The sequence below is a fragment of the Roseburia sp. 831b genome, from assembly GCF_001940165.2.
GTDB lineage: Bacteria > Bacillota > Clostridia > Lachnospirales > Lachnospiraceae > Roseburia.
The window spans coordinates 821,352-846,231 of the sequence record NZ_CP135162.1; the positions used below are offsets into that span (position 1 = coordinate 821,352).

The following is a 24,880-nucleotide window of genomic DNA, read 5'->3' on the forward strand; positions in this document are numbered from 1 at the left end:
AAGGCAGAAGGAGAGAATGATTATGAAATTTGAACAGAGAGATTATGGAAAAAAGACAACATTTGCAAGCTTTCTTCCGGGAATAGCCGGAGTGAGAGGAATTCCAATCTGGTGTTATTATGTAAACCGTGGTCAGGCAGTGGTAAGCTTTGGTGTTGAAAACAAGGACCACGCAATCATGGAGTTTTATCCGGCACATCAGGCATACCAGAATGTAGAACGTACGGGTTTTCGTACGTTTTACCGGAAAAACGGTGTATATGGAGAAGCATTCCGTTCGGTAAAAAATGAGCAGGTAATGCGCATTGGACAAAATGACCTTGAGATAGAGGAAATGAACGACGAACAGCAGCTTAAGACAAAAGTAAATTATTTTACATTGCCAGGTGAGCATATCGGAGCACTGGTTCGAAAGGTGGAGGTAAAAAACTGTTCTAAGAAAGAAATTTCACTGGAACTTTTAGATGGAATGCCGGCGTTAATTCCTTATGGAGTTGACAATGAGAGCATGAAAAATATGGGACAGACGGCAAAAGCATGGATGCAGGTGGAAGATGTAGAAAAAAGAATCCCATATTTTAGAGTGCGTGCAAGTATGGGAGATACCGCATCTGTGCAGCAGATTGCAGGCGGTAACTTTTCGTATGCATGCCTTTCAAATGGAGAAAGCCTTCCAATGATTGTCGATCCTACCGTTGTCTTTTCTTATGATTTGTCTTTAGACCAGGCTGTGGGCTTTATAGAGCAGGGGGCAGATGGCATTTTAAAACAACACCAGAAGTTGCAGAATCAGCTGCCATGCAGTTTTGCAGTTGTGAAGAAAGATTTAGCAGCAGGTGAGAGTGTCGTTCTTTATGAGCTGATTGGTCAGGTAGAAAAAAAGGAGCTTTTAGAAGAATATTTTGCAGAAGTAAAGACAAAGGACTACTTTGAGGCGAAGCTTAAGGAAGCAAAAGAATTAGTGGAAGATATCTGCAAGGGTATCACAACCAAGACAGATTCAAAAGAATTTGATGCATATTGTAACTATACCTATATGGATAATGTGCTGCGTGGTGGTTTGCCGATGCAGCTTGGAAATAACAAGATTTTTTATGTGTACTCCAGAAAACATGGAGATTTGGAACGTGACTACAATTACTTTTCCATGCTGCCGGAATTTTATTCACAGGGAAATGGAAACTTCCGCGATGTGAACCAGAACCGTCGCTGTGATACGTTTTTTGCACCATTCGTTGGCAGAGAAAATATTCACACCTTTTACGGATTGATTCAGTTAGACGGATATAACCCATTGGGTGTGGAAAAGATTACCTACCAGATGGATGAGAAGGTCGCAGATGAACTTTTAGCGGAATTGAAAAAGGAAGAACGTGACGCCATAAAAGAGGTGGTTACCAAGCCGTACACACCGGGCAAGCTGTATGAAAAGTTAGAGGAAATCTGGAAGGAAGACTGGAGAGAATCGTTCTTTACACAGATGATAGATTTTTCAGACAGCCTTGTAAACGGGAACTTCGGGGAAGGCTACTGGAGCGACCACTGGACCTACAATATGGATTTGCTAGAAGATTATTTAGAGGTTTTCCCGGAAAAAGAAAGAGAATTGTTATATGAGGAGAACTATCCATATTTCTTAAGCCAGGTGAATGTGAACCGCCGTGCAAAACGTTATGTTGAGACGGAGCACGGAGTCCGTCAGTATCACGCACTGAACGAAAAGACCAAGCGTGATACCAAAGAAAAGCTGGTGCGCAGTGAATATGGAAAAGGAGACATCTACTATGGAACGCTGTTAGAAAAACTTCTTGTTTTATGTGCGACAAAGTTTGCAACGTTAGACAGCTATGGAATGGGTGTTGAGATGGAAGGCGGAAAGCCGGGCTGGTACGATGCATTAAATGGTTTACCGGGAATTTTTGGTTCTTCCATGGCGGAAACTTACGAGCTTGCACGTATGCTGGACGGAACGATTGCGGCATTGAAACGCTGCCCGGGTGAGGTGGCTGTATTTGAAGAGTTAGGCTGCCTTTTGGATGAACTGGAGCTTATCAACAAAATTGAGCAGGACAATCTGAAAGAACAGGAAGAAGTAATTTCTTTCTGGAACCGCATCAATGATGCAAAAGAAATTTACCGTGATAAGACATTTTCCGGCATACTCGGAAAAAAAGTTACGTATGCTTCTTCCCGTCTGGTTGAGATGTTAGAGGGATTCCGCGCAACAGTTGCATTGGGAATCGAAAAGGCATGCAGACTGGGAGATGGAATCTGCCCAACCTATTTTTCTTATAAAGTGCTGGATTATGAGAAGGAAGTGGATGAAATTAAAATAAAGAAATTCCAGGTGCAGAGTGTTCCGGATTTCCTGGAAGGACCGGTTCGTTACTTAAAACTTGACCGCACAAAAGAGGAAAAACAAGAACTTTATCAGGCAGTGAAAAAGAGTGAACTCTACGATCAAAAATTAAAGATGTATCGTGTAAACACTTCCTTGCAGGAGGCATCTTATGAACTTGGAAGAGCCAGAGCTTTTACACCGGGCTGGTTAGAAAATGAGTCCATCTGGCTTCATATGGAATATAAATATTTGCTGGAAGTCCTAAAATCCGGACTTTACAAAGAATTCTTTGCAGATTTTAAGAATGCTGCTGTTCCATTTTTGGATGAAAACGTATATGGAAGAAGCATTTTAGAGAATTCATCCTTTATTGCAAGCAGCAAGAACCCGGATGAATCCATTCACGGAAAAGGATTTGTGGCGCGCTTAAGCGGTTCTACCATTGAATTTATCAGCATCTGGAAACGCATGATGTTTGGCGCAAATGTGTTTAAAGAAGAGGAAAAAGAACTGGTGTTTGCACCACAACCGGCATTGCCAGAATACTTAGTATCGGAAGAAAAAGAAGTGGAAGCCATTCTGTTAGGAAAAACAAAAGTGGTTTATCAGTTTCTGGAAAAACAGGACTATATTCCGGGAACGTATCAGATTAAAAATATGAAATTTTACTATCCAAACGGAAGTGTGGCAGAAGTTCACAAGGAGTATGTAAAAGGAAAGTTAGCAGAGGATATCCGAAACGGAAACGTGGAAAAAATTGTCATTCGGATAGAAGGATAAGAGGAAAGATGAGGTAGAGACGATGAAAAATGTACGTGTAATAACAACAGACATTGCAAAAAAGACGTACTGGGAAGAAAAGACCGTGGCAAGTGAAGCATGCGACGAAGCGATGCAGGTCTTAAACGTTTTTCCGGAAGTCAAAGAACAGACGTTTCGCGGGTTTGGCGGAGCCTTTACGGAGGCAGCAGCCCATGTATATGCAGGGTTAAAGAAAGAGCAGAAAGAGGAAGTCATAAACGCTTACTTTGGAAAAGAGGGTCTTCGCTATCAGATGGGAAGAATTCATATGAACAGCTGTGATTTCGCACTTGGAAATTATACCTATATCGAAGAGGGGGATGTGGAGTTAAAGACATTCTCCATTGAACATGACAGAAAAGAGATTCTTCCATTTATTTTAGATGCCAAAAAGGCAGCGGGGGAAGAAATACCGCTTCTGGTAAGCCCTTGGTCACCACCAGCTTTTTGTAAGACAAACGGCGAGATGAATCATGGCGGTTCCCTAAAGAAGGAGTATTACGCATTCTGGGCTGATTACTTTGTAAGATTTATCAAGGAGTATCAAAAAGAAGGAATGCAGATTCGCTATCTTACTGTACAAAATGAGCCTGCAGCAGTCCAGACCTGGGATTCTTGCATTTACAGTGGAAAAGAAGAAGGCGAATTTGTAAGGGATTACCTTGGACCGAAGATGAAGGAAGCAGGCCTTGGCGATATTAAAATTTTTGTGTGGGATCACAATAAGGATTTGGTATATCAGAGAGCCAAAGAGACCATGTCTGTGCAGGGAGCGGGCGCGTATGTAGATGGTGTGGCAGTGCACTGGTACACCGGCGATCATTTTGATGGAATTTCACTTGTGAAAAAGCAGTATCCAAAGCTGGAGGTATTTTTCACAGAAGGATGTGTGGAATATTCTAGATTTTCCGACTCCAATGAAGTCGAAAAAGCAGAGATGTATGCACATGATATGATTGGCAATTTAAATGCAGGAATCAGCGGATCTTTGGACTGGAACCTTCTTTTAGACGAAAAAGGAGGCCCTAACCACGTAGGAAATTTCTGCGCGGCACCTTTACTGTGCGATGTGAAAAAGAGCGAAGTTTCCAAACAGTTATTCTACTATTACATTGGACATTTTAGCCGCTACATCAGAAGCGGAGCGGTAAAAATTGGTACAACACGCTATACAGATGCCATTGACATGACGGCATTTGAAAATCCAGATAAGAGCATTGCGATTATGCTGTTAAATAAGACAAATCAGGCACAGCCGTATGTCTTAAAAGAGGCGGAAAAAGGGGTTACAGGGGAACTTGCACCACATTCCATCCAGACGATTCTTTTTGAAAAATAAAAAAATGACACCTTTTTAAAATCTGGTACATTTTTTGCAAGATGGATACGTCTTATAATTCAATTATCAACAAAACAAGTTGTACAAAAAAAGGAGGAAGTTTATATGAACTGGAAAAAAGTAGTATCAGTATTAATGGTGGGGGCCATGTTGGCAGGATGTGCCGCATGTGGATCTTCCGGTAGCGGAGAAAGCGCAGGAAATGGCAGCACAGAGACAGGATCAAAAGATTCCAAAGGAGACAACAAATTAGTTGTCTGGACACTTTCAAACGACCTGATTGATTTCGGAGAGAGATACAAAGAACAGACAGGCGTGGATGTAGAGACTGTAGTCATTGAGCCAGCAAACTATCCAACCAAGGTTCAGACAGCTTTGATTGCTGGAGAGACAGAGCCGGATATCATCGTAGGAGAGCCAAAGATGTTAGAGGACTTCTATGACGCTGGATTCTTTGAAGATTTGAACCAGGCTCCATACAATGCACAGGATTACGCAGATCAGATTGTGGATTATGTATGGCAGGTAGGACAGGATTCCGAAGGAATTCAGAGAGCCATTTCTTACCAGATTACGCCAGCAGGTATCTACTACAGAAGAGATATCGCAAAAGAGGTATTTGGAACAGATGACCCGGATGAAGTTGGAAAACTGTTCAAGGATTATGGAACTATTTTACAGACAGCACAGACTTTAAAAGATGCAGGTTACAGAATCTTCTCCTCTGATGCTGAAATGAATGTATTCTCTGGTGACTCTGCATGGGTTGTAGATGATACCTTAAATGTTGATCAGTCCAGATATGATTACATGGATTTATGTGTCAGCTTATATCAGAATGATTTAACAGCTTATGCAAACCAGTGGTCTACACCATGGTACCAGGCAATGGCAGGTGAGGTCCCAATCTTAACAGCCGACATTCAGTCTTATGCAGATGATTCCGTTAACGTATGGGATGCAGATGAATTCGCAAAAGCAACAGAAGGACTTGATACAACAGAAGTATTTGCATTTGGTCTTCCTTCCTGGGGAGTTCTTACCATGAGAGATAATGTAGGTGACACATCAGGACTCTGGGGTGTTTGTGCAGGACCTTCTTATGGATTTGACGGTGGTACTTATATCGGAATTTCTTCTCTTTCAGAAAGAAAAGATACCGCTTGGGATTTCGTAAAATTCTGTACCTTAAATGAAGACACAGCTGACTGGTGGATTGATTACTCACAGGGTGATACTGTTTCCTTAAAATCAGCATTAGAGAAACATGCAGATGATGAGAACCCAATCTATGGTGGTGAGAAACTGTACTCCTTCTGGCAGGAACAGGCAAAAGGAATTGATTACTCAAAAGTAACAAGATACGACCAGGCAATCGGTGATGCATGGGGAGAAGCAATCTCTGCAGTTAAAACTGGTGAAAAGACAAAAGACGAAGCAGTATCTGATTTCTACGATAAGATTGAAGCTACATATCCAGAAATTAACATTAACAGAGATTAATGTTTCAGAACCAAACATGAGTGAGTAAGGGGCGAAAAGCCCCTTGCCCATTTCAAAATTCCAAAAAAAGCGTGGAGACAAACGCTTTAGAGAGGGGAAATAGTATATGACAAAGTCAGAGACGAAAGTTAAAAAGATGAGAGATTATAATAAAATGGGGTACCTGTTTGTATTGCCATTTGTAGTTGTGTTCCTGATTTTTAGCGTGTATCCCGTATTAAGAACCTTGTATTTAAGTTTTACCAATTATAGAGGATTTGGAGAGGCAACCTGGACGGGTTTTTCAAATTATATCAGAGTATTCCAGGATAAGTTTTTCTGGAAAGCGCTATGGAATACAGTAAGAATCTGGATTGTAAACATTGTATTACAGTTAGGATTAGCATTTTTACTTACCATTGTATTTAGTGATATTAAATATAAAATAAAAGGTTTGGGAATTTTCAGAGCAATTTATTTCTTACCAAACCTGATTGCAGCAACATCAGTTTCATTCATGTTTAAAACACTGTTAGACTGGAGATATGGAAGTTTTAACCAGATCATCAGTGCAGTGTATAAATTATTTGGAGCAACTTACAATCCAGTAAACTGGCTTGGTACTTCAGCAACAGCAGGTACGACCATCGCAGTCATCAATGCATGGATGTGGTTTGGTAATTCCTTCATCATGTTGATGGCGGGCGTACAGGGAATCTCAAAAGATTACTTTGAGGCAGCTGCAATTGACGGAGCCGGCAGATGGACAGTATTTGGAAAAATCACATTACCATTGTTAAAACCAATCTTATTATATGTGGCAATCACATCCTTGATTGGTGGATTACAGATGTTCGATATGCCATTCTTAATGACAGATAAGGCATCCGCATCTTATGAGTCTGTACAGACAGCGGTAATGTATCTCTATAAATTTGGATTTGAGACAGGCACCACACAGGTTGGATACGCATCCGCAATTGCTTACATCCTGTTTGATATCATCCTGATTGTTTCGATTGTTCAGTTTAAGTTGTTTAACAAGAAGGAGGACTAAAAATGAAAGCATTTGATAAAGTAAAAAAAGTGATTTTATATCTTTTGTTGATTTTATTAGGAGCAGCCTGCCTGTTACCATTCTTACTTACGATGGTAAATGCAACGAGAAGTGGAGTGGAGATTACAAAATCCTTTACCTTGATACCAAGCACACACCTGAAAGAAAATTTAGATATTGTATTCAGTTATTTCAATTTGTTTAAAGGTATGTGGAACAGTTTAATCGTTGCAGTTCCTGCAACAGCTTTGACAGCATATTTTTCAGCTTTGACAGCTTACGGACTTGCAATGTATAAGTTTAAAGGAAACAAAGTGTTGTTCTATACCATTGTGATTTTCATGATGATTCCGGGACAGTTAGGATTAATCGGTTTTTACAATTTATGTACCAAATTACATCTTGTAAATTCCTATGTTCCATTAATTATTCCAGCAATTGCAGCACCGGGAACCGTATTTTTCTTAAGACAGTATGTCCTTTCGGTTCTGCCACCATCTTTGATTGAGGCAGCAAGAATCGACGGCGCCGGAGAATTATATTCTTTCCATAGAATTGTTCTTCCAATCATGTCTCCAGGTATTGCAACCATGGCAATCATGGCTTTCATCGGAAGCTGGAACAACTACCTGATGCCAATGATTATTTTAAATAAGAATGATAAATTCACATTGCCGGTTATGATGGCAACATTAAGAGCTTCTACGGATATTCAGGCAAATCAGGGAGCCATTTATCTGGCTGTTGCAATTTCAGTCATTCCAATTTTGTTAGTATTTTGTTTCTGTTCGAAATACATTATCAGCAGTATTTCAGCCGGAAGTGTAAAAGAATAAGAAAATAAAATCGAAAAAAAGAAGCAAGACAGTGTCAGGATTTTCTGATGCTGCCTTGCCTTTTGTGATTTCAGGAAAGTTATGGTATAATAGATAGGTAAAAAAAGGAAACTCTTGGGGGAGAGAAAGATGAAGAAAAAGTGGTTGGCGCTCTTTTTAGTGGCGGTTCTTGGAACTTTGACACTGGAAACGGCAGCATGTGGTACAGAACAGACGGCAACGGGGGAAAAGGAAGAAGAACAGACAGCGTGGGAGCGCTATGCGAAAGATGATATTACATTAGACTGGTATGTCAATTACTCCTGGTTTGCAACGCCGTGGGGAAATAATCTGGTTTCGAAAACGATTACGGATGAGACCGGGGTAGATATCAATTTTATCACGCCAATTGGCAATGAGACAGAAAAATTAAATGCTTTGATTGCGTCGGATTCCCTGCCGGATATTATCACGTTAGGCTATTGGGAACCACAGGTATCGGAACTGATTTCAGGTGATATGGTTTATGCGCTCAATGAGCTTGCAGAGGAATATAACACAGATTTTTTCAAGGTCTGCGATGAGGATGCCGTGAACTGGTACACGCAAGAGGACGGCAATCTATACTGTTATCCGAATACCTGCGTGACACCGTCAGACTTAAAGGAGAATGAAATCAGCTCAAACGAGACATTTCTGGTACGAAAGGACATTTACGAGGCAATCGGTTCCCCGGATATGACAACGATGGAGGGATTCGAGGCTGCGGTAAAGAAGGCGGTAGAACTTTACCCGGAAGTGGATGGAGAACCACTAATTCCGATAGGAGCACAGGTATTTGACAATGAGGGATGTGTCTCGTTTGATAAATATCTGATGAATTTTCTGGCGGTTCCATGGGAAAAAGATGGTCAGTTTTATGACCGTTTTACAGACCCGGAATACATTTCGTGGCTGAAATTTTTCCGTCATTTAGGGGAGGAAGGATATCTTTCCAACGATATTTTTGTGGATACCAGGACGCAGATGGAAGAAAAATTGGCGTCCGGCAGATATTTTTGTATGCTTTATCAGTACACGGATATGTTGAGCCAGCAAAAAACATTGTTACAGGAACACCCGGAGCGTGTTTATATTGCGGTGGATGGACCGAAGAATTCAAAGGGGGACGATTATACCCTGCCATGCAACGGTGTAAGTGGCTGGACCGTTACCATGATTTCAAAAAACTGCAAGAATCCAGAGCGTGCGCTGGCACTGATGGAGTATATGATGAGTGAACACGGACAGAAGATGATTTATCTGGGCGTGGAAGGGGAGACGTACGATATGGTTGACGGGAAACCGGTTCTAAAAGATGACGTCAAAAACCTTTTAAATACAGACAGGGAAAAGTATGACGAACTGTACGGTGCAGACGATGCTTATTGGATGTTACAGGATAATGTGATGCAATTACAGTGGAAACAGGAGTTAAGCCCTGAGATTGAGCAGTTAGAACAGTGGACAATCCCTTATGTGGTATATGACGGACAGTATGATGTGCAGTTTCCGGTTGATTCGGATGAGGCAAATGAAGATAACAAGATAACCAGGCTATGGAGTCAGACACTTCCGCAATTGCTGTTAGCACCAACGGAAGAAAGTTTTGACGAGATATGGCAGGAATTTTTAGATAAGAGAGCATCCTATGGATTTGCTGATGTTCAACGTAAAAAGATAGAGTTTATGAAGGAAGCAAAAGAAAAATTAGGAATTGAGTAAAGATGAAACTAAATCAGTTATTTCACCAGCTTAAGTTGAATGTAAAATTTACAATATTAATCATTGTCATGTTGGTTATTCCAATCGGAGTTTTTGCAGGAATTTTATTTTACCTGATGGAACAGAACGTCGTGGATGAAAACTGTAACTATATGCAGTATACGATGGAGAGAAGTCAGGATGACATTGCAACGAAGATAGATTCCATTAATATGCCGACGCAGTTTTTCTTAAGTGATGATGATTTAAAAGAGGCGCTGCTTGCAGCCGCATCCGGACAGGAACTTTCCACAGAGGAATGGCTTTCCCTGAAAAAAAATGACATTTCCTCTCTGGAGCGTCTGGTCAACAACAACCCGCTTTTGTACAGTGTGCGTGTGTATGCAATCAATGATGATGTACAGGAGATGATGCCGATTTTATACAATCACACCCGTATGGAACGGCTTGCATGGGCGGATGATACGGAAAGCGGATGGAAATTTAATTATGTGGATGCAGTTTTTGATTCCTATACGATGAATCAGAATCAAAAACTGATTTCACTTGTCACACCGATTGTAGATTATGATTATGGTGTGATTGGAACAATAGAAGCTGCTATGACGATGCAGGATATGTTTCCGGGACTTTATGAAAACATTGAAAATGAGTGGAGCTGCTTTGTGACCGATGAGGGCGAACTTTATTTTGGAGACAATGAGCAGGATGATTCCGTAGAATTATTACAGGAAATCTTAAAACAGAATCAAAAGACAGAGGAGACCCAGGTAGTGTACTCTAAAATTAAGGGGAGAAAGCTGGTGATTTCTAGTATGCCAGTGAAAGAGCTTTCCGGAACCTTGATTTCTGTAAAAGATATCACAGAAAATGTACATCGTGTTTATTTTATCCGAAACGTATTTGTCGTTGTAATGCTTTTTGTCATTGCACTTTTGGTGCTCTGGGTCAATCATATTGTAAAACGTCTGCTCCGACAGCTTTACGATATTTTAGCGTCTATCCGTGAAGTACAGAAAGGAAACTTAGACGTTGTGATTGAAAACTGTGGTCCGGATGAAATGGGTGAGTTAGGAACGCAGATTAATAAGATGCTGCGTCGGATTAAGCGTCTGATGGAGGATAATTTAAAACGTGAGATGCTGATGAAAAACTCGGAAATCCGGGCGTTACAGAATCAGATTAATGCGCATTTCATTTATAATGTATTAGAGTCCATCAAGATGATGGCGGAAATCGACGAGGAATATGCAATTTCCGATGCGGTCACGTCCCTTGGAAAACTGCTTCGTTACAGTATGAAATGGGTATCCGGCAATGTGCTGGTTGAACAGGAATTGGAGTATATCAAAAATTATATGGCGCTGATTAACCTAAGGTTTGATTATGAAATTTATCTTTCCTTAAATATCCCGGACAGCATCTTAAAACAGGAGATTCCGAAGATGTCGTTACAGCCGATTGTGGAAAATGCAATTTATCACGGGATTGAGCAGATGGCGGAGGACACCAATATTTACATCAAAGGCTTTGTAGAAGAAAATGACTGTGTCATTGAGATTACTGATGCCGGAAAAGGAATGACAGAAGAAGAGGTTGAGCAGCTTAAAAAGAAGATAACCGGGGAGATGGAATCCGATGGTGGAAGTGGAAACGGGATTGGACTAAAGAACGTACAGGACCGTATCCAGATTGCATTCGGAGAAAAATATGGAATTGAGGTTGCCTCAAAGTTAGGATGTTATACGAAGATAAGGGTAAGAATTCCGTGGCATCCGGTATATGAAGAAACTGTGAAAGTGGGGGGAGCAGTGTGAAGAGCGTATTGATTGTAGAAGATGAAAAAATGATTCGACAGGGAATTAAGACGATGGTTTTGCGCAGCGGTGTGCCGGTCGAAATGGTTTTGGAATGCAATAACGGGGAGACGGCGTTAGAAATTTTAAGGGAACACAAAATAGACGTTATGTTTACGGATATCCGTATGCCAAAACTAGATGGAATCCAGCTGGTACAAAAAATGCAGGAGCTTGAACACATTCCGCTTACCGTTGCCATCAGTGGGTACGATGATTTTTCTTACGCAGTGGAAATGATGCGCCATGGAGTCAGAGAGTATCTGTTAAAGCCGATTGAGCGAACTAAGATAACAGAGATTTTAACAAAATTAAACGAAGAACTTGAGGCGGGAGCACAGAAAGAAAACGCAAACCGTAAAATTGGAATCCAGCAGATTAAGCGTCTTGTTTTAGAGGATACGATTTCGGATGATGAAATGGCAGCGTTAAAGGTGCAGTATGAGAAATCGTTTTATCAGGAACCTTACCGTGCCTGTTACATGAATTCATTCGAACACAGATTAGGGGCAACACGCGAGATTGTCTATCTGCCAAATCTTCCATACGGGGATGTTTTTTTTGTGGAGGAAAAGGAGTTAGAGGATTTTTTACAGGAAGAGCTTATGGAGGGAGCAGTTGCCATCAGCGATCCACACATGGGGATTGACCAGATCAGAACGGCCTATGAAGAAGCAAAGCAGGCGAGAAGAGAAGGATTTTATCAAGATATAAGAAAGTATTTCTGGTGTGAGAGAAAAGAGAAAAAAGAAGAAACAGTACCGGAACAGATGCGGCAGGAGGCAAAGAAACTAACCGAAGAAAGTGCTGCACTTCAGCGTGTTCAGCTGCTTGGAACAGAGAAGACAGAGGAACTGGAAAAAGTGTGGAAACGTTTCTTTTTTGAAGTGAAAAAAGGAAGAATAACCGTTGAGGAATTTGCTGTCTGCATGCAGAACTTTTTTGCTGATGTGAAAAAGACGTATCGGAGTGTATTAGAGGAGGAAGATCAGAACCTGGAACTGGAAAATATCTGGAGTTATCCAACGATTTCTTCCTATGAGGAGAATATGCTAGAGTGGCTGCTTGGAATGCAGGAAGGAATCAATAGCAGATTCGATGCGAACAAGAATAAGGCAAAGATTCAGATGGCATTAGAATACATGGAACAGCATTACGCCGAGGATTTAAATATGGCGGTGGTATCAAATTACATTTCCATGAATTATTCCCTGTTTTCCTATTCCTTTAAACAGTACACGGGAAGCAATTTTGTGAATTATCTAAAGGAAATCAGAATGAAAGAGGCGATGCGGCTTTTAAGGGAAACCGACGATAAAATCATTGACATCAGCCAAAAAGTAGGGTATGAAAATGAAAAACATTTTATGAAACTGTTTAAGGCAAGCTGTGGCGTATCGCCGAGCGAATACCGGAAAAACACAAGATGCGAGAAATAAAAGAGGAGCTATAAAATGGAACAGGAGAAAAAAAGGCCAAAGATTCTTGCCGTTGCAGGAAAAGGGGGTGTAGGTAAGACATCCATCGCAGCAACAATTGTTAAAATATTAACGAAAGCTTACCCAAACAAGAAGATTCTGGCAATTGATGCAGACCCTGCTGTTGGATTATCGACAGCACTTGGAATTGAGGTTGAAACAACCATTGACGATATCCGCAAGGAGGTAGTCGCAACTGTTGAGGACGGCAATACCAAAGCAGCGGTTGAACTTTTAGGGGAGGCGAGATACCGGATTTATGATGCAATCGTGGAAGCTGACGGTTATGCGTTTATCGCAATTGGAAGACCGGAAGCAGCAGGCTGTTACTGCAAAATCAATTCCTATTTAAAAGAAGTAATCAAGATGCTATCGGAGAATTTTGATTATATTGTAATCGATGGGGAGGCTGGAATCGAACAGATTAACCGTCGTGTGATGGAAAAGGTTACACATTTGCTTTTGATTACGGATGCAAGCAAGAAGGGAACGCAGGTGGTTAAGACAATCAAAAATGTTGCGGACGAACTTGTGATGTATGAAAAGATTGGTGCGATTGTAAACAGAGTCAGCGATATGAGCGTGACAGAGTTTATGGATATGGGAGAGATTCCGGTCATGGCTTATATTATGCAGGATTCCAAGCTTGCCATCTGTGACATCAAAGGGGAGAGTGTCTTTAAACTGCCAGAGGATGCAGCTATCGTAACAGGTGTTACAGAGGCTTTAAAGAATATGGAGATAATCGAAAAATAAGGGAACTTATAAAAAGTATTCTTTGAAACCGGATAGTATGGTATAATGAGCGATGTTTACAATATAATGAAAAATACGCGAGGAAAAAGAAGATGAAATATTATGGTGGTTGTGATTCGGGTAGCACTTATACCAAATGTGTTATTTTAGATGAGACTGGGAAAATGGTATCCGATGTGACATTAAGAAGCCGCATAAATTCTATTTTGAGTGCACAGGATGCATTAAATCAGGCAGTTGCAAAGGTAGATGGATTAGAGAAACCGGAAGATTTAGATTATCTGGTCGGAACCGGATATGGACGTAACAAGGTTCCGTTTGCGGATGAGAACATTTCTGAAATAAGTTGTCATGCGATGGGCGTTCATGTGGCGGACCCGGATGTCAAAGCAATTATCGATATCGGTGGACAGGACGTGAAGGGAATTGCGGTAGATGACGATGGAACCGTTTTAAATTTTGCGATGAATGACAAGTGTGCTGCCGGAACAGGGCGTTTCTTTGAGACGATGGCAAAAGCGTTCGAGATGGAATTGCCAGAGTTCTCAAAATTATCCCTAAATGCCAAAAATGTCATTCCGATTACAGCACAGTGTACCGTATTTGCAGAGAGCGAGGTTATCTCATTAGTCGGAGAAGGAAAACCGATGGATGAAATCGCAGCAGGAATCGAATTATCCGTTGCCAAAAGATGTTTTGTCATGGCTAAAAAAGCCGGTGCGGTAGAGAACATCACACTGACCGGTGGATGCGCAAAGAATGACGGGCTGAAGGCAGCTATTGAAAAAGTCTTAAAGTTAAACGTAATTGAACTTCCAATTGACCCGCAGCTTATGGGAGCACTTGGAGCAGCAGAATTTGCACGCCAGAAGGGAATGGCAAGATAGGGAGGAAATATGCCAGTTATGTTAAAAGTATTATTGATTGTTGCAATTGTGATTGCAGTTTTGTTTGTGCTAAGTCTGATTGTTTATTTTTTCAACTTAGACATGAAGCTTACTTCAGCTATCCAGCCATTGTTAGAAAAACATTATGATAAAATAAAAAGAGAGCGTAAATTATAAGCATGAAATTATACGATGAGTCCATTGCCAGACTTTATGAAATGTTAGATGGATTTGAAAAAAAGCAGCTTGACTTTTCAGACCGGAATTCTGATTGGATAGACAGTGGGAATGCAAATATGATTTTGCGGGGAGATATGGCATACGAGCTTGGTGGGGATGCACTTTTTGCCATCAGCGGGCTTGCGTTAACCACGGAGGAGCATTTGATTCCAAAGGATGAAATTTTACTATATGGACCAGATTTACCGGAAATCAAAGCGGACCTTCCTTATGCAAGACTTGCATTTGTAAGAGTGAAAAAAGACAGCATGGGAGAAGGCAATACGCTTTATAATGCCATCCGTAAAATTGAATATGTCAGATATCACTTGAATCCCAAAGGATTTATGATGCGTATTTCGGCATCGAATGACAGAGAACCGGCAAGAGTTGGAAAAGAGGCCTTACAGCAGGGACTTGATTTTGCAAAAGTTGGAAAGCTTTTTCTAAAGGCATATCATGAAAATCCAAATGTTGAGGCGGTAAAACTGGTGTTTGTTACCTGTAAGGATTTTCCTTATGAGGCATTAAAGAAACAAGTAAAAAAGAATGAGCAGATTACAGCAGCCATTGACCATATTATGAAAAATCTGATAATGGACTGTAAGGCGTGTAATTTAAAAGAGGTCTGCGATGAGGTTGAAGGAATGAAAGAACTTCACTTTGCGCAGACAAAAGATGTGACAAGAACCTCCTAAGTAGTTGGAAACCAGCTGCTTAGGGGGTTCTTGTTGTATAATAGGAAATTTTATTCAAAAAGTTTACAGAAATTGGAAAGATTTCTTAAGAATTTTTAAAAATCGGATATTTTGAAACACAATGTGATATGATTTGAAAGGTTTCGTTGTCGGAGACCTGTTTTAGATGGACAGGTGTCCGATGATGAAACCAAAAAGAAAGTAAAAATAAGGAGAACAGCATGAAGGGAAATGTAAAATCAAAAAAAACAAAAGTAATTTTGATTGTGGTGGCAGTCATTCTTGTGGTTGTCATTGCGATTAGTTTCGTGGTGTCACGTCTTAAAACAGCAGTGGAGAGCGTGGCAAATACGGTAGAGGTTGAGACAGTGGAAAAAAGAGATTTGTCTGATTCCATTTCTTTGACCGGTACAGCGGCGGGTGCAAGTAAGACAAATATTACATCCAAGGCACAGGCAGAGGTAACAGCAGTGAATGTACAGGTAGGAGACCAGGTAACGGCGGGAGATGTGCTTTGTACCTTTGATTCCGCAGCAATTCAGGAGAACCTTTCCATTACAGAGAAAACACTGACAAACGAATCTGCAGTTACAAAAAATACGGCAAAACAGAATGAAAAGGCATTGAGCGATGCAAAATCAGATCAGCAGGATCAGTTAAATGCAGCAAACACAAAGATTACGCAGGCACAGGAAGATTATGATTCTGCCAATACAAAACTTGCCAACGACAGGAATACATTAGCAGCCAAACAGGCAGATTTAAGTGCAGCAGAAGCTGCAATGAATCAGGCGAACAGCGATGCGGCAGCAGCACCGGACGATACCACAAAGGCAAAAGCAGCAGAGAATGCAGCAACTACATATGAATCCTTAAAGACAGAGGTAAGTGCGCTTCAGTCACAGGTGGATACCGAGAGTGCATCTTTGACAGACTTAGCAAGAGCAGTTGATTCTGCAAAAAGTGATTATGACAGTGTAAAAAAATCAACAGATAAAGCAATTGCATCCGCACAGAATGTTGTAGATATGCAAGGATATCAGGATACCGATTCTGCGACACAAAAAACACAAAAAGATTTACAGAATCAGTTAGATGATTGTCAGATTGTTGCACCATGCGATGGTGTTGTAACGGCTGTAAACGTTTCTGTTGGGGATACCAATACACCGGGAACAACAATCATTACGATTGAAGACACAAGCAGCATGAAAATCAATGCAACGGTAAATGAGAGTGATATTTTAAAAATTCAGGAAGGCATGACTGCAGTTGTAAAGACAAATGCAACCGGTAATGAAGAGATTCCTGGTACTGTCAGCCGTGTAGTCCGCGTGAAAAATCAGTCCACAGCACCTACAACAGACAGCACAGCATCTGCATCCACATCTACAAGTGGAGGTTATGCGGCAGAGGTAACAGTAGGTCCATCCGATCTTTTGGTTGGAATGAGTGCAAAAGTAAAGGTTATCATCGAAGAGCGTAAAAATGTACTTGCAGTTCCATACGATTTGATTCAGACAGATGAGAACGGTAAAAATTATGTGATGCTCGCAGACTATCAGAAAGATGGTTCCGCAGTTGCAAAACGTTGTAATGTAGAAGTTGGAAAAGAAGTCAATTATTATACAGAGATTACAGGCGGAGACTTAAAAGAGGGAGATGCTTTGATTTATGATACTTCCATACAGGAAGGAGCAACGTTTTCTCCTAGCCAGATGTACTCGAATGGAACTACAACCGTAGAGAATGAGACAACGGAGGAAGAACAGTGAGTGAACCAGTAATTCGAATGGAACAAATTATTAAGAGGTATTATATTGGCCAGCCGAATGAACTTCAGATTTTAAACGGGATTGACCTTACAGTAGAAAAAGGTGAGTTTGTTTCGATTGTAGGAGAATCCGGTTCTGGTAAGAGTACGTTGATGAATATTATTGGTGTCCTCGACAGACAGACAGAAGGACGTTATTTTCTGGAAGGAAGGGATGTCAATATGATGCGTGATGAAGAACGAAGTGCAATTCGAAACAGACGAATTGGATTTGTTTTTCAGAATTTTAATCTGCTGCCACGTGCCAATGCATTGAAAAATGTAATGGTACCTCTTATGTATAGCGAAGAGCATATAAAAAATCAAAAAGAAAAAGCAATGGAAATGTTAGAAATGGTTGGAATGCAGGAGCGTGCACTGCATCGTCCAAATGAGCTTTCCGGTGGACAAAAACAGCGTGTTGCCATTGCAAGAGCAATGATTAATGACCCGGCAATTATTCTGGCAGATGAGCCTACTGGAGCGCTCGACTCCAAAACAAGTCATATGGTGATGGATTTATTTCATGAACTTCACGAGAAACAGGGAAAAACGATTGTATTAATTACACATTCTCAGGAACTTGCGGCAGAGACACAGCGTATTGTGACAATCCGTGATGGTAACGTGATATCGGATAATGGGGGTGTGAAAGCGTGATATTTGAAAATATTAAAGAGGCAATTACGAGCATATTTAGTAATAAAATGAGATCAATTCTAACGATGCTTGGAATCATCATCGGTATCAGTGCCGTGATTACCATTACGACGATAGGTAGTTCCATCAAGAGTACACTAAGTTCGACAATGAATTCGCTTGGTGGAAATACAGTTTCTGTTTATGTGGAAGCAAGATATCCGGAGGATGATGCAGACTGGGACACCTGGATTTATCCAGATATGAAAGAGAGTGATTATGTCACACAGGAGATGATTGATGCACTCAAAGAAAAATATCCGGGAGAATTTCAGGGGATTGCAGCCAACAATTACTTTACGGATGGTCAGGTAAGACAGGACAGTAAACGTTATGCAAACGTTAGTGTACAGGGAATGACATCAGAGTATCTTGATTATTTAAAGCTTGAATTATTAGAAGGACGTGGAATTACCGATAAGGACTGTGAAGGAAGAAAGAATGTCTGCGTCATTTCAGACCTTATGCAAAATCAATATTTTGGTGATGAAAATCCGATTGGCCAGGAAATCAGTGTGGATGCAAATGATGGAAATTCCTATGATTTTGTTGTGGTTGGTGTTTTCAAGTATAATTCGGCTCTTTTTGGAAAGATTGACACATCTGTTCCAGAAAAAGACCGTTCTACACCATTGCTGATTCCATATCAGACAACGACAAAACTGCAGGGAAGTGAACAGGTTGGATATGATATGTTTAACTTATTGATTAATTCAACTGCGGACATCGAACAGGCAACCCAGGATGCATCCGATTTCTTGAATCAGTATTATGAGAACAATGAAAACTTTAACATTGTAACGAACAATGCATCATCTAGTCTTGGAATTATTAATGTTGTGATTAATGTTGTAACCGTTGCAATTTCCGGAATCGCAGCAATCTCATTGATTGTTGGTGGTGTCGGTGTTATGAATATCATGCTGGTATCGATTACAGAGCGTACAAGAGAAATTGGTGTTCGTATGGCACTTGGAGCAAAACGAAAAGTGATTCGTATGCAGTTTGTGATTGAGGCGATTGTTCTTTGCCTGATTGGTGGAATGATTGGAATTACACTTGGCATTTTAAATGGATTCCTGTTAGGAAAAGTTGCAGGACTGATTATTCAGTCTGCCTACTCGGAATACTCCCAGTACATTATCATGTCCGTTCATCCATCACTCACCGCAATCTTATTGTCCTTGTTCTTCTCAATGCTCACAGGTGTATTTTTCGGATACTATCCTGCGAACAAGGCATCTAAGATGGAGGTCATTGACGCACTCCGCTACGAATAAAAGCGTGTTGAAGATTTGTTTCGGATAGAACAGATAGAGAAAAAAGAAGGGCGTATGTAGAAAAGATTATTATATAGAAGAAACCGGTGATTTTTGCATAAAAGTTAAAAGCAAAGGTCGCTGGTTTTCTTTTTTAGAAAAAAATCGAAAAAAAAGAAATTTTTTTGAAATGAGTGTTGACAAAGAAATATGATGGTGCTATCTTAAATACAAGGATATTAGCACTCCGCATTAATGAGTGCTAACAAATCTGAAAGCTTGTGAGAAAAAGTACCAAGTTCTAAGAGAAAGACAGGAGCGATGACATGGAAGAGTTCGAATTAGATGATCGAAAAACTAAAATTTTAAATGCAATCATCAAGAACTATATGGAAACTGGTGAGCCGGTTGGTTCTAGAACAATTTCCAAGTATACAGATTTGAATCTAAGTTCTGCAACAATCCGAAATGAGATGGCAGATTTAGAGGAATTAGGATACATTGTTCAGCCACATACTTCGGCAGGACGAATTCCATCGGATAAAGGATATCGTTTCTATGTGGACAATCTGATGGCAGAGAAGAATCAGGAAGTGTCCGACATGAAGGATTTTGTAATCGAACATACCGAGAAGATGGAACAGGTCTTACAGAAAGTTGCAAAAATACTTGCGACAAATACCAACTATGCGACCATGGTATCGGCGCCATCCTATCATAAGAACAAGGTGAAATTCATTCAGTTGTCGAACGTGCAGGATGATCAGATTCTTGCAGTAATCGTAACAGAGGGCAACATCGTAAAGAACAAGATGATTTCTGTTTCAGAGCCAATCGACAATGAGACGATGTTGAAACTGAACATCCTACTGAATTCCAATTTGAATGGTCTTGCATTGCAGGATATCAATCTTGCCACAATCGCAAAACTGAAAGAGCAGGCAGGAATCCATAGCGACATTATCAGTAATGTGTTAGATACCATTGCAGAGACGATGGGAGCAGATGATGACATTCGAATCTATACAAGCGGTGCAACAAACTTTTTCAAGTATCCGGAATTAAGTGATTCGGAGAAAGCAAGTGAACTGATTTCCACATTCGAAGAGAAACAACAGTTAGCAAGCCTTGTGACAGAGAATCTTTTGGATGAGGAGAATACCGGAATACAGGTTTATATCGGAAATGAAAGCCCGATTCAGACCATGAAAGATTGCAGTGTTGTGACAGCAACCTACGAGCTTGGCGAGGGTGTTCGAGGAACGATTGGAATTGTCGGACCGAAGCGAATGGATTATGAAAAAGTAATGGATAATTTAAAAACGCTGAAAAATTCTTTAGATGGAATTTTAGATAAACAAAAGAATGAGTTAGAATAGAAAGGTGGCTGGATGATGGCAGAGAATAAAGAAGAAGTTTTAGAAGAAGTTTTAGAAGATTTAGAAAAAGAAGCAGCAGAATCTGAAGAGACAACAGCGGAAGACACCACTTCTACCGAAGAAGAAACTTCCGAGGAACATACAGAACAGACAGAGGAAGAAAGCGAATCAGACGATTCAGCTTCCGATGAGAAGAAAGGATTTTTCAAAAAGAAAAAGGACAAAAAAGACGAACAGATTGAAGATTTAAACGATCGTTTGAAACGTCAGATGGCAGAATTTGATAACTTTAGAAAACGTTCTGAAAAAGAAAAATCCCAGATGTATGATATGGGTGCTAAAACAGTTGTAGAAAAGATTTTACCAGTTGTTGATAACTTCGAAAGAGGTCTTGCAGCAGTCCCGGAAGAGAATAAAGAAGATGCATTCGTAGCCGGAATGGATAAAATCTACAAACAGATGATGACCGTATTAGAGGAGATTGGAGTAAAACCAATCGAGGCAGTTGGTCAGGAATTTGATCCAAATTTCCATAACGCAGTGATGCATGTGGAAGATGAAGAACTTGGCGAAAATGTAATCGCAGAGGAACTTCAGAAAGGTTATATGTACCGTGATGCAGTTGTAAGACACAGCATGGTAAAAGTGGCAAACTAATTTTATCTGTTGCATAAATAATTCAAACAATAGATAAAATTTAGATAAGAGCAAATGCTCATAAGAACAAGTAAATTAAGTTTCATTTTATAATAGGAGGAAAAGATCATGAGTAAAATCATTGGTATTGACTTAGGAACAACAAACAGTTGTGTAGCTGTTATGGAAGGTGGAAAACCTACCGTTATCGCAAACCAGGAAGGTGCAAGAACAACACCATCTATCGTTGCATTTACAAAAACAGGAGAAAGATTAGTCGGTGAACCTGCAAAACGTCAGGCTGTTACAAACGCTGACAAGACAATCTCTTCTATCAAGAGACATATGGGTGAAGATTACAAGAAAACAATCGATGACAAACAGTATTCTCCACAGCAGATTTCCGCTATGATTCTTCAGAAATTAAAAGCAGATGCAGAAGGATATTTAGGAGAAAAAGTAACAGAAGCTGTTATCACAGTACCTGCTTACTTCAACGATGCTCAGCGTCAGGCAACCAAAGATGCTGGTAAGATTGCAGGTCTTGATGTAAAACGTATCATCAACGAGCCTACAGCAGCAGCATTAGCTTACGGTCTTGACAACGAAAAAGAACAGAAAATCATGGTATATGATTTAGGTGGTGGTACATTCGATGTATCTATTATCGAAATCGGTGACGGTGTTATCGAAGTATTATCTACAAACGGTGATACACACCTTGGTGGTGATGATTTTGATAACAAGATTACACAGTGGATGATTGATGAATTCAAGAAAGCAGAAGGTGTTGACTTATCAACCGATAAGATGGCACTTCAGAGATTAAAAGAAGCAGCAGAGAAAGCAAAGAAAGAGTTATCTTCTGCTACAACTACAAACATCAACTTACCATTCATCACAGCAACAGCTGAGGGACCAAAACATTTCGATATGAACCTCACAAGAGCAAAATTTGATGAATTGACACACGACTTAGTAGAAAGAACAGCTATTCCAGTACAGAAAGCTATGCAGGATGCAGGACTTACAAACGCTGATTTAGGTCAGGTATTATTAGTTGGTGGTTCTACACGTATCCCAGCTGTACAGGATAAAGTAAGACAGTTAACAGGCAAAGAGCCAAGCAAATCCTTAAACCCAGATGAATGTGTAGCACTTGGTGCTTCTATCCAGGGTGGTAAATTAGCAGGAGATGCCGGTGCAGGCGAAATCTTACTTCTTGATGTAACTCCATTATCCTTATCTATCGAGACAATGGGTGGTGTTGCTACAAGATTGATTGAGAGAAATACAACAATTCCTACCAAGAAGAGCCAGATCTTCTCTACAGCAGCAGATAACCAGACAGCCGTTGATATCAACGTTGTACAGGGTGAGAGACAGTTCGCAAGAGATAACAAATCCCTTGGACAGTTCCGTCTGGATGGTATCCCACCAGCACGTCGTGGTGTTCCACAGATTGAAGTTACATTCGATATTGATGCAAACGGTATCGTAAACGTATCTGCAAAAGATCTTGGTACAGGAAAAGAACAGCACATCACAATCACATCCGGAACATCTATGTCTGATGATGAAATCGATAAGGCTGTAAAAGAAGCTGCTGAGTTCGAAGCACAGGATAAGAAGAGAAAAGAAGCAATCGATGCAAGAAACGATGCTGATTCCTTCGTATTCCAGACACAGCAGGCATTAGACCAGGTTGGTGATCAGGTTGACGCAAACGACAAAGCAGAAGTAGAAGCAGACTTAAATGCAGTAAAATCATTCTTAGATGCTCATCAGAATGCAGAAGACATGACAGACGCTGACATCGCTGAGTTAAAAGCAGCTCAGGAGAAATTAACACAGAGCGCTCAGAAAGTATTTGCTAAGATGTACGAACAGGCTCAGGCAGCTCAGGGAGCAGCTGGTGCTGGCCCAGATATGGGTGGTGCTCAGGCAGGTGCTACACAGGCAGATGATGATGTTGTAGATGCAGACTACAAGGAAGTATAGAATTGAGTCATTCTAAAGTCGGCGATGCACCAGAGGGTGCGTCGCCGAAGAATGACTAACAATTCTACAAAGTTTGCAAAGGCAGCAAACTTCTGAGTCATTCTAAAATCGACAACGAACCAGAGGGTGCGTCGCCGAAGAATGACTAACAATTCTACAAAGTTTGCAAAGGCAGCAAACTTTAGAGTTGTTAGATGTATGGATAGAGGGGTTTCCAGGTATGGATGTATCTGGAAACCTTACTGTATTGTAAGATGGATGAGTGATATTAGAGGAAAAAGTTATGGCAGATAAGAGAGATTATTATGAGGTATTAGGCGTTCCAAAGAATGCGACTGAGGCCGAGATTAAGAAGGCGTTCCGTACCACTGCGAAGAAATATCATCCGGATATGCATCCAGGTGATAAGGAGTGTGAGGAGAAGTTTAAAGAGGCGCAGGAAGCTTATGCTGTATTAAGTGATGCAGAAAAGAGAAGACAATACGATCAGTTCGGTCATGCTGCATTTGACGGAAGCGCAGGAGCAGGAGCTGGTGGATTCGATTTCTCCGGCATGGATATGGGAGATATCTTTGGAGATATTTTCGGAGATTTCTTCGGTGGCGGTTCTAGACGTAGAGATAACAGTGGCCCTATGAAAGGTGCAAACCTTCGTACAAGCGTGCGCATTACATTTGAAGAGGCTGTTTTCGGTTGTGAAAAAGAAATCGAAATGGTATTAAAAGATGAGTGTAAGACCTGTCATGGAACAGGTGCTAAACCTGGAACCAATCCAGAAACCTGTACAAAATGTGGTGGTAAAGGTAAAGTTGTCTTTACCCAGCAGTCCTTCCTTGGAACAGTTCAGAATGTGCAGACCTGTCCGGATTGTGGAGGCAAGGGTAAGATTGTACGTGAGAAGTGTCCAGATTGTCGTGGAACAGGTTATATTGCAAGCAAGAAGAAGATTCAGGTATCTATTCCAGCCGGTATTGACAACGGACAGAGTGTCCGTATCCGTGAAAAAGGGGAACCGGGTGTAAATGGCGGACCAAGAGGAGATTTGCTGGTTGAAGTAATTGTATCCAGACATCCAATTTTCCAGCGTCAGGATATGAATATTTTCTCCACAGCACCAATTTCCTACGCGATTGCGGCATTAGGGGGAACAATCCGAATCAACACAGTGGATGGAGATATCTTGTACGATGTAAAACCAGGTACACAGACAGATACCAAGATTCGTTTAAAAGGAAAAGGTGTTCCATCCTTGCGTAATAAAGCTGTACGTGGAGACCATTATGTAACACTTGTTGTTCAGGTACCGACAGGCTTAAATGCGGAGGCAAAAGATTTGCTTCGTCAGTTTGATGAGGCATCCGGCGGTTCTTTGACAAAAGAATCCGGTTCCGGAGAAAAAACAGAGAAAAAGAAAAAAGGCTTCATGGGAAAGATTTTTGATGAATTATAAAACCAGGAAGAGATAGAAAAAAGGACATTTCCTGTCTGATACAGGAGATGTCCTTTTTCGTGTGCACCTTGTGTTATATGTTTCCGTTACAATTTCCTATTGTCCTAAGATCCCATCTTTGACAGTTGAAAAGCAAGAAAACGGTTGTGA

At 40.7% G+C, this 24,880-nt stretch carries 19 protein-coding genes; all 19 read left to right on the plus strand.

What is annotated here, in order from left to right:
• Positions 1 to 22: 22 nt before the first annotated feature.
• The 19 genes from BIV16_RS03650 (at position 23) to dnaJ (ending at position 24,730) form a co-directional block, all read left to right on the plus strand.
• Positions 23 to 3,121 carry a hypothetical protein gene (locus tag BIV16_RS03650; protein WP_242940311.1) on the plus strand — a complete coding sequence of 1,033 codons (3,099 nt, stop codon included), beginning with the start codon at positions 23 to 25 and terminating at the stop codon, positions 3,119 to 3,121.
• A 22-nt stretch (positions 3,122 to 3,143) separates the two neighbouring features.
• On the plus strand, positions 3,144 to 4,481 hold the full coding sequence (locus BIV16_RS03655; RefSeq protein ID WP_075679298.1) for a glycoside hydrolase family 30 protein: 1,338 nt from the start codon (positions 3,144 to 3,146) through the stop codon (positions 4,479 to 4,481).
• Between the two features lie 105 nt (positions 4,482 to 4,586).
• Entirely contained in the window at positions 4,587 to 5,984 is a 1,398-nt protein-coding gene (locus BIV16_RS03660) for an ABC transporter substrate-binding protein (protein WP_075679297.1), read from the plus strand.
• 106 nt (positions 5,985 to 6,090) lie between these two features.
• The gene (locus BIV16_RS03665; protein ID WP_075679296.1) at positions 6,091 to 7,020 is read left to right on the plus strand and encodes a carbohydrate ABC transporter permease; all 930 of its coding nucleotides are present in this window, start codon (positions 6,091 to 6,093) and stop codon (positions 7,018 to 7,020) included.
• Positions 7,021 to 7,022: 2 nt separating this feature from the next.
• Positions 7,023 to 7,856 carry a carbohydrate ABC transporter permease gene (locus tag BIV16_RS03670; RefSeq protein WP_075679295.1) on the plus strand — a complete coding sequence of 278 codons (834 nt, stop codon included), beginning with the start codon at positions 7,023 to 7,025 and terminating at the stop codon, positions 7,854 to 7,856.
• A 129-nt stretch (positions 7,857 to 7,985) separates the two neighbouring features.
• Complete coding sequence (locus BIV16_RS03675) at positions 7,986 to 9,599, plus strand: extracellular solute-binding protein (protein WP_075679294.1); 1,614 nt, start codon at positions 7,986 to 7,988, stop codon at positions 9,597 to 9,599.
• Positions 9,600 to 9,601: 2 nt separating this feature from the next.
• Complete coding sequence (locus BIV16_RS03680) at positions 9,602 to 11,416, plus strand: sensor histidine kinase (protein WP_075679293.1); 1,815 nt, start codon at positions 9,602 to 9,604, stop codon at positions 11,414 to 11,416.
• Positions 11,413 to 12,894, plus strand: coding sequence for a response regulator (locus BIV16_RS03685; RefSeq protein WP_075679292.1), 1,482 nt, complete (start codon positions 11,413 to 11,415; stop codon positions 12,892 to 12,894). The genes BIV16_RS03680 and BIV16_RS03685 overlap by 4 nt, the downstream gene beginning before the upstream one ends.
• 15 nt (positions 12,895 to 12,909) lie before the next feature.
• Positions 12,910 to 13,689 carry an ATP-binding protein gene (locus tag BIV16_RS03690; protein ID WP_075679291.1) on the plus strand — a complete coding sequence of 260 codons (780 nt, stop codon included), beginning with the start codon at positions 12,910 to 12,912 and terminating at the stop codon, positions 13,687 to 13,689.
• Between the two features lie 92 nt (positions 13,690 to 13,781).
• Entirely contained in the window at positions 13,782 to 14,576 is a 795-nt protein-coding gene (locus BIV16_RS03695) for an acyl-CoA dehydratase activase (protein WP_075679290.1), read from the plus strand.
• Positions 14,577 to 14,594: 18 nt separating this feature from the next.
• Positions 14,595 to 14,753: a hypothetical protein gene (locus tag BIV16_RS03700; protein ID WP_173664528.1), complete on the plus strand. Its 159-nt coding sequence runs from the start codon at positions 14,595 to 14,597 to the stop codon at positions 14,751 to 14,753.
• 2 nt (positions 14,754 to 14,755) lie between these two features.
• Positions 14,756 to 15,493, plus strand: coding sequence for a carbon monoxide dehydrogenase (locus tag BIV16_RS03705; protein ID WP_075679289.1), 738 nt, complete (start codon positions 14,756 to 14,758; stop codon positions 15,491 to 15,493).
• A gap of 221 nt (positions 15,494 to 15,714) precedes the next feature.
• Positions 15,715 to 17,268, plus strand: coding sequence for an efflux RND transporter periplasmic adaptor subunit (locus BIV16_RS03710; RefSeq protein WP_083625030.1), 1,554 nt, complete (start codon positions 15,715 to 15,717; stop codon positions 17,266 to 17,268).
• Positions 17,269 to 17,285: 17 nt separating this feature from the next.
• Positions 17,286 to 17,966, plus strand: a complete 681-nt coding sequence (locus BIV16_RS03715; protein ID WP_075679736.1) for an ABC transporter ATP-binding protein — start codon at positions 17,286 to 17,288, stop codon at positions 17,964 to 17,966.
• A gap of 47 nt (positions 17,967 to 18,013) precedes the next feature.
• The gene (locus BIV16_RS03720; RefSeq protein ID WP_075679288.1) at positions 18,014 to 19,285 is read left to right on the plus strand and encodes an ABC transporter permease; all 1,272 of its coding nucleotides are present in this window, start codon (positions 18,014 to 18,016) and stop codon (positions 19,283 to 19,285) included.
• A 305-nt stretch (positions 19,286 to 19,590) separates the two neighbouring features.
• Positions 19,591 to 20,643, plus strand: coding sequence for a heat-inducible transcriptional repressor HrcA (gene hrcA / locus BIV16_RS03725; RefSeq protein ID WP_075679287.1), 1,053 nt, complete (start codon positions 19,591 to 19,593; stop codon positions 20,641 to 20,643).
• Between the two features lie 15 nt (positions 20,644 to 20,658).
• A complete protein-coding gene (gene grpE, locus BIV16_RS03730; RefSeq protein WP_075679286.1) occupies positions 20,659 to 21,300 on the plus strand; it encodes a nucleotide exchange factor GrpE in 642 nt (213 codons plus the stop codon).
• A gap of 108 nt (positions 21,301 to 21,408) precedes the next feature.
• The gene (dnaK, locus tag BIV16_RS03735; protein ID WP_075679285.1) at positions 21,409 to 23,280 is read left to right on the plus strand and encodes a molecular chaperone DnaK; all 1,872 of its coding nucleotides are present in this window, start codon (positions 21,409 to 21,411) and stop codon (positions 23,278 to 23,280) included.
• Positions 23,281 to 23,563: 283 nt separating this feature from the next.
• Entirely contained in the window at positions 23,564 to 24,730 is a 1,167-nt protein-coding gene (dnaJ, locus tag BIV16_RS03740; protein WP_075679284.1) for a molecular chaperone DnaJ, read from the plus strand.
• The last annotated feature ends 150 nt before the right edge of the window (positions 24,731 to 24,880 follow it).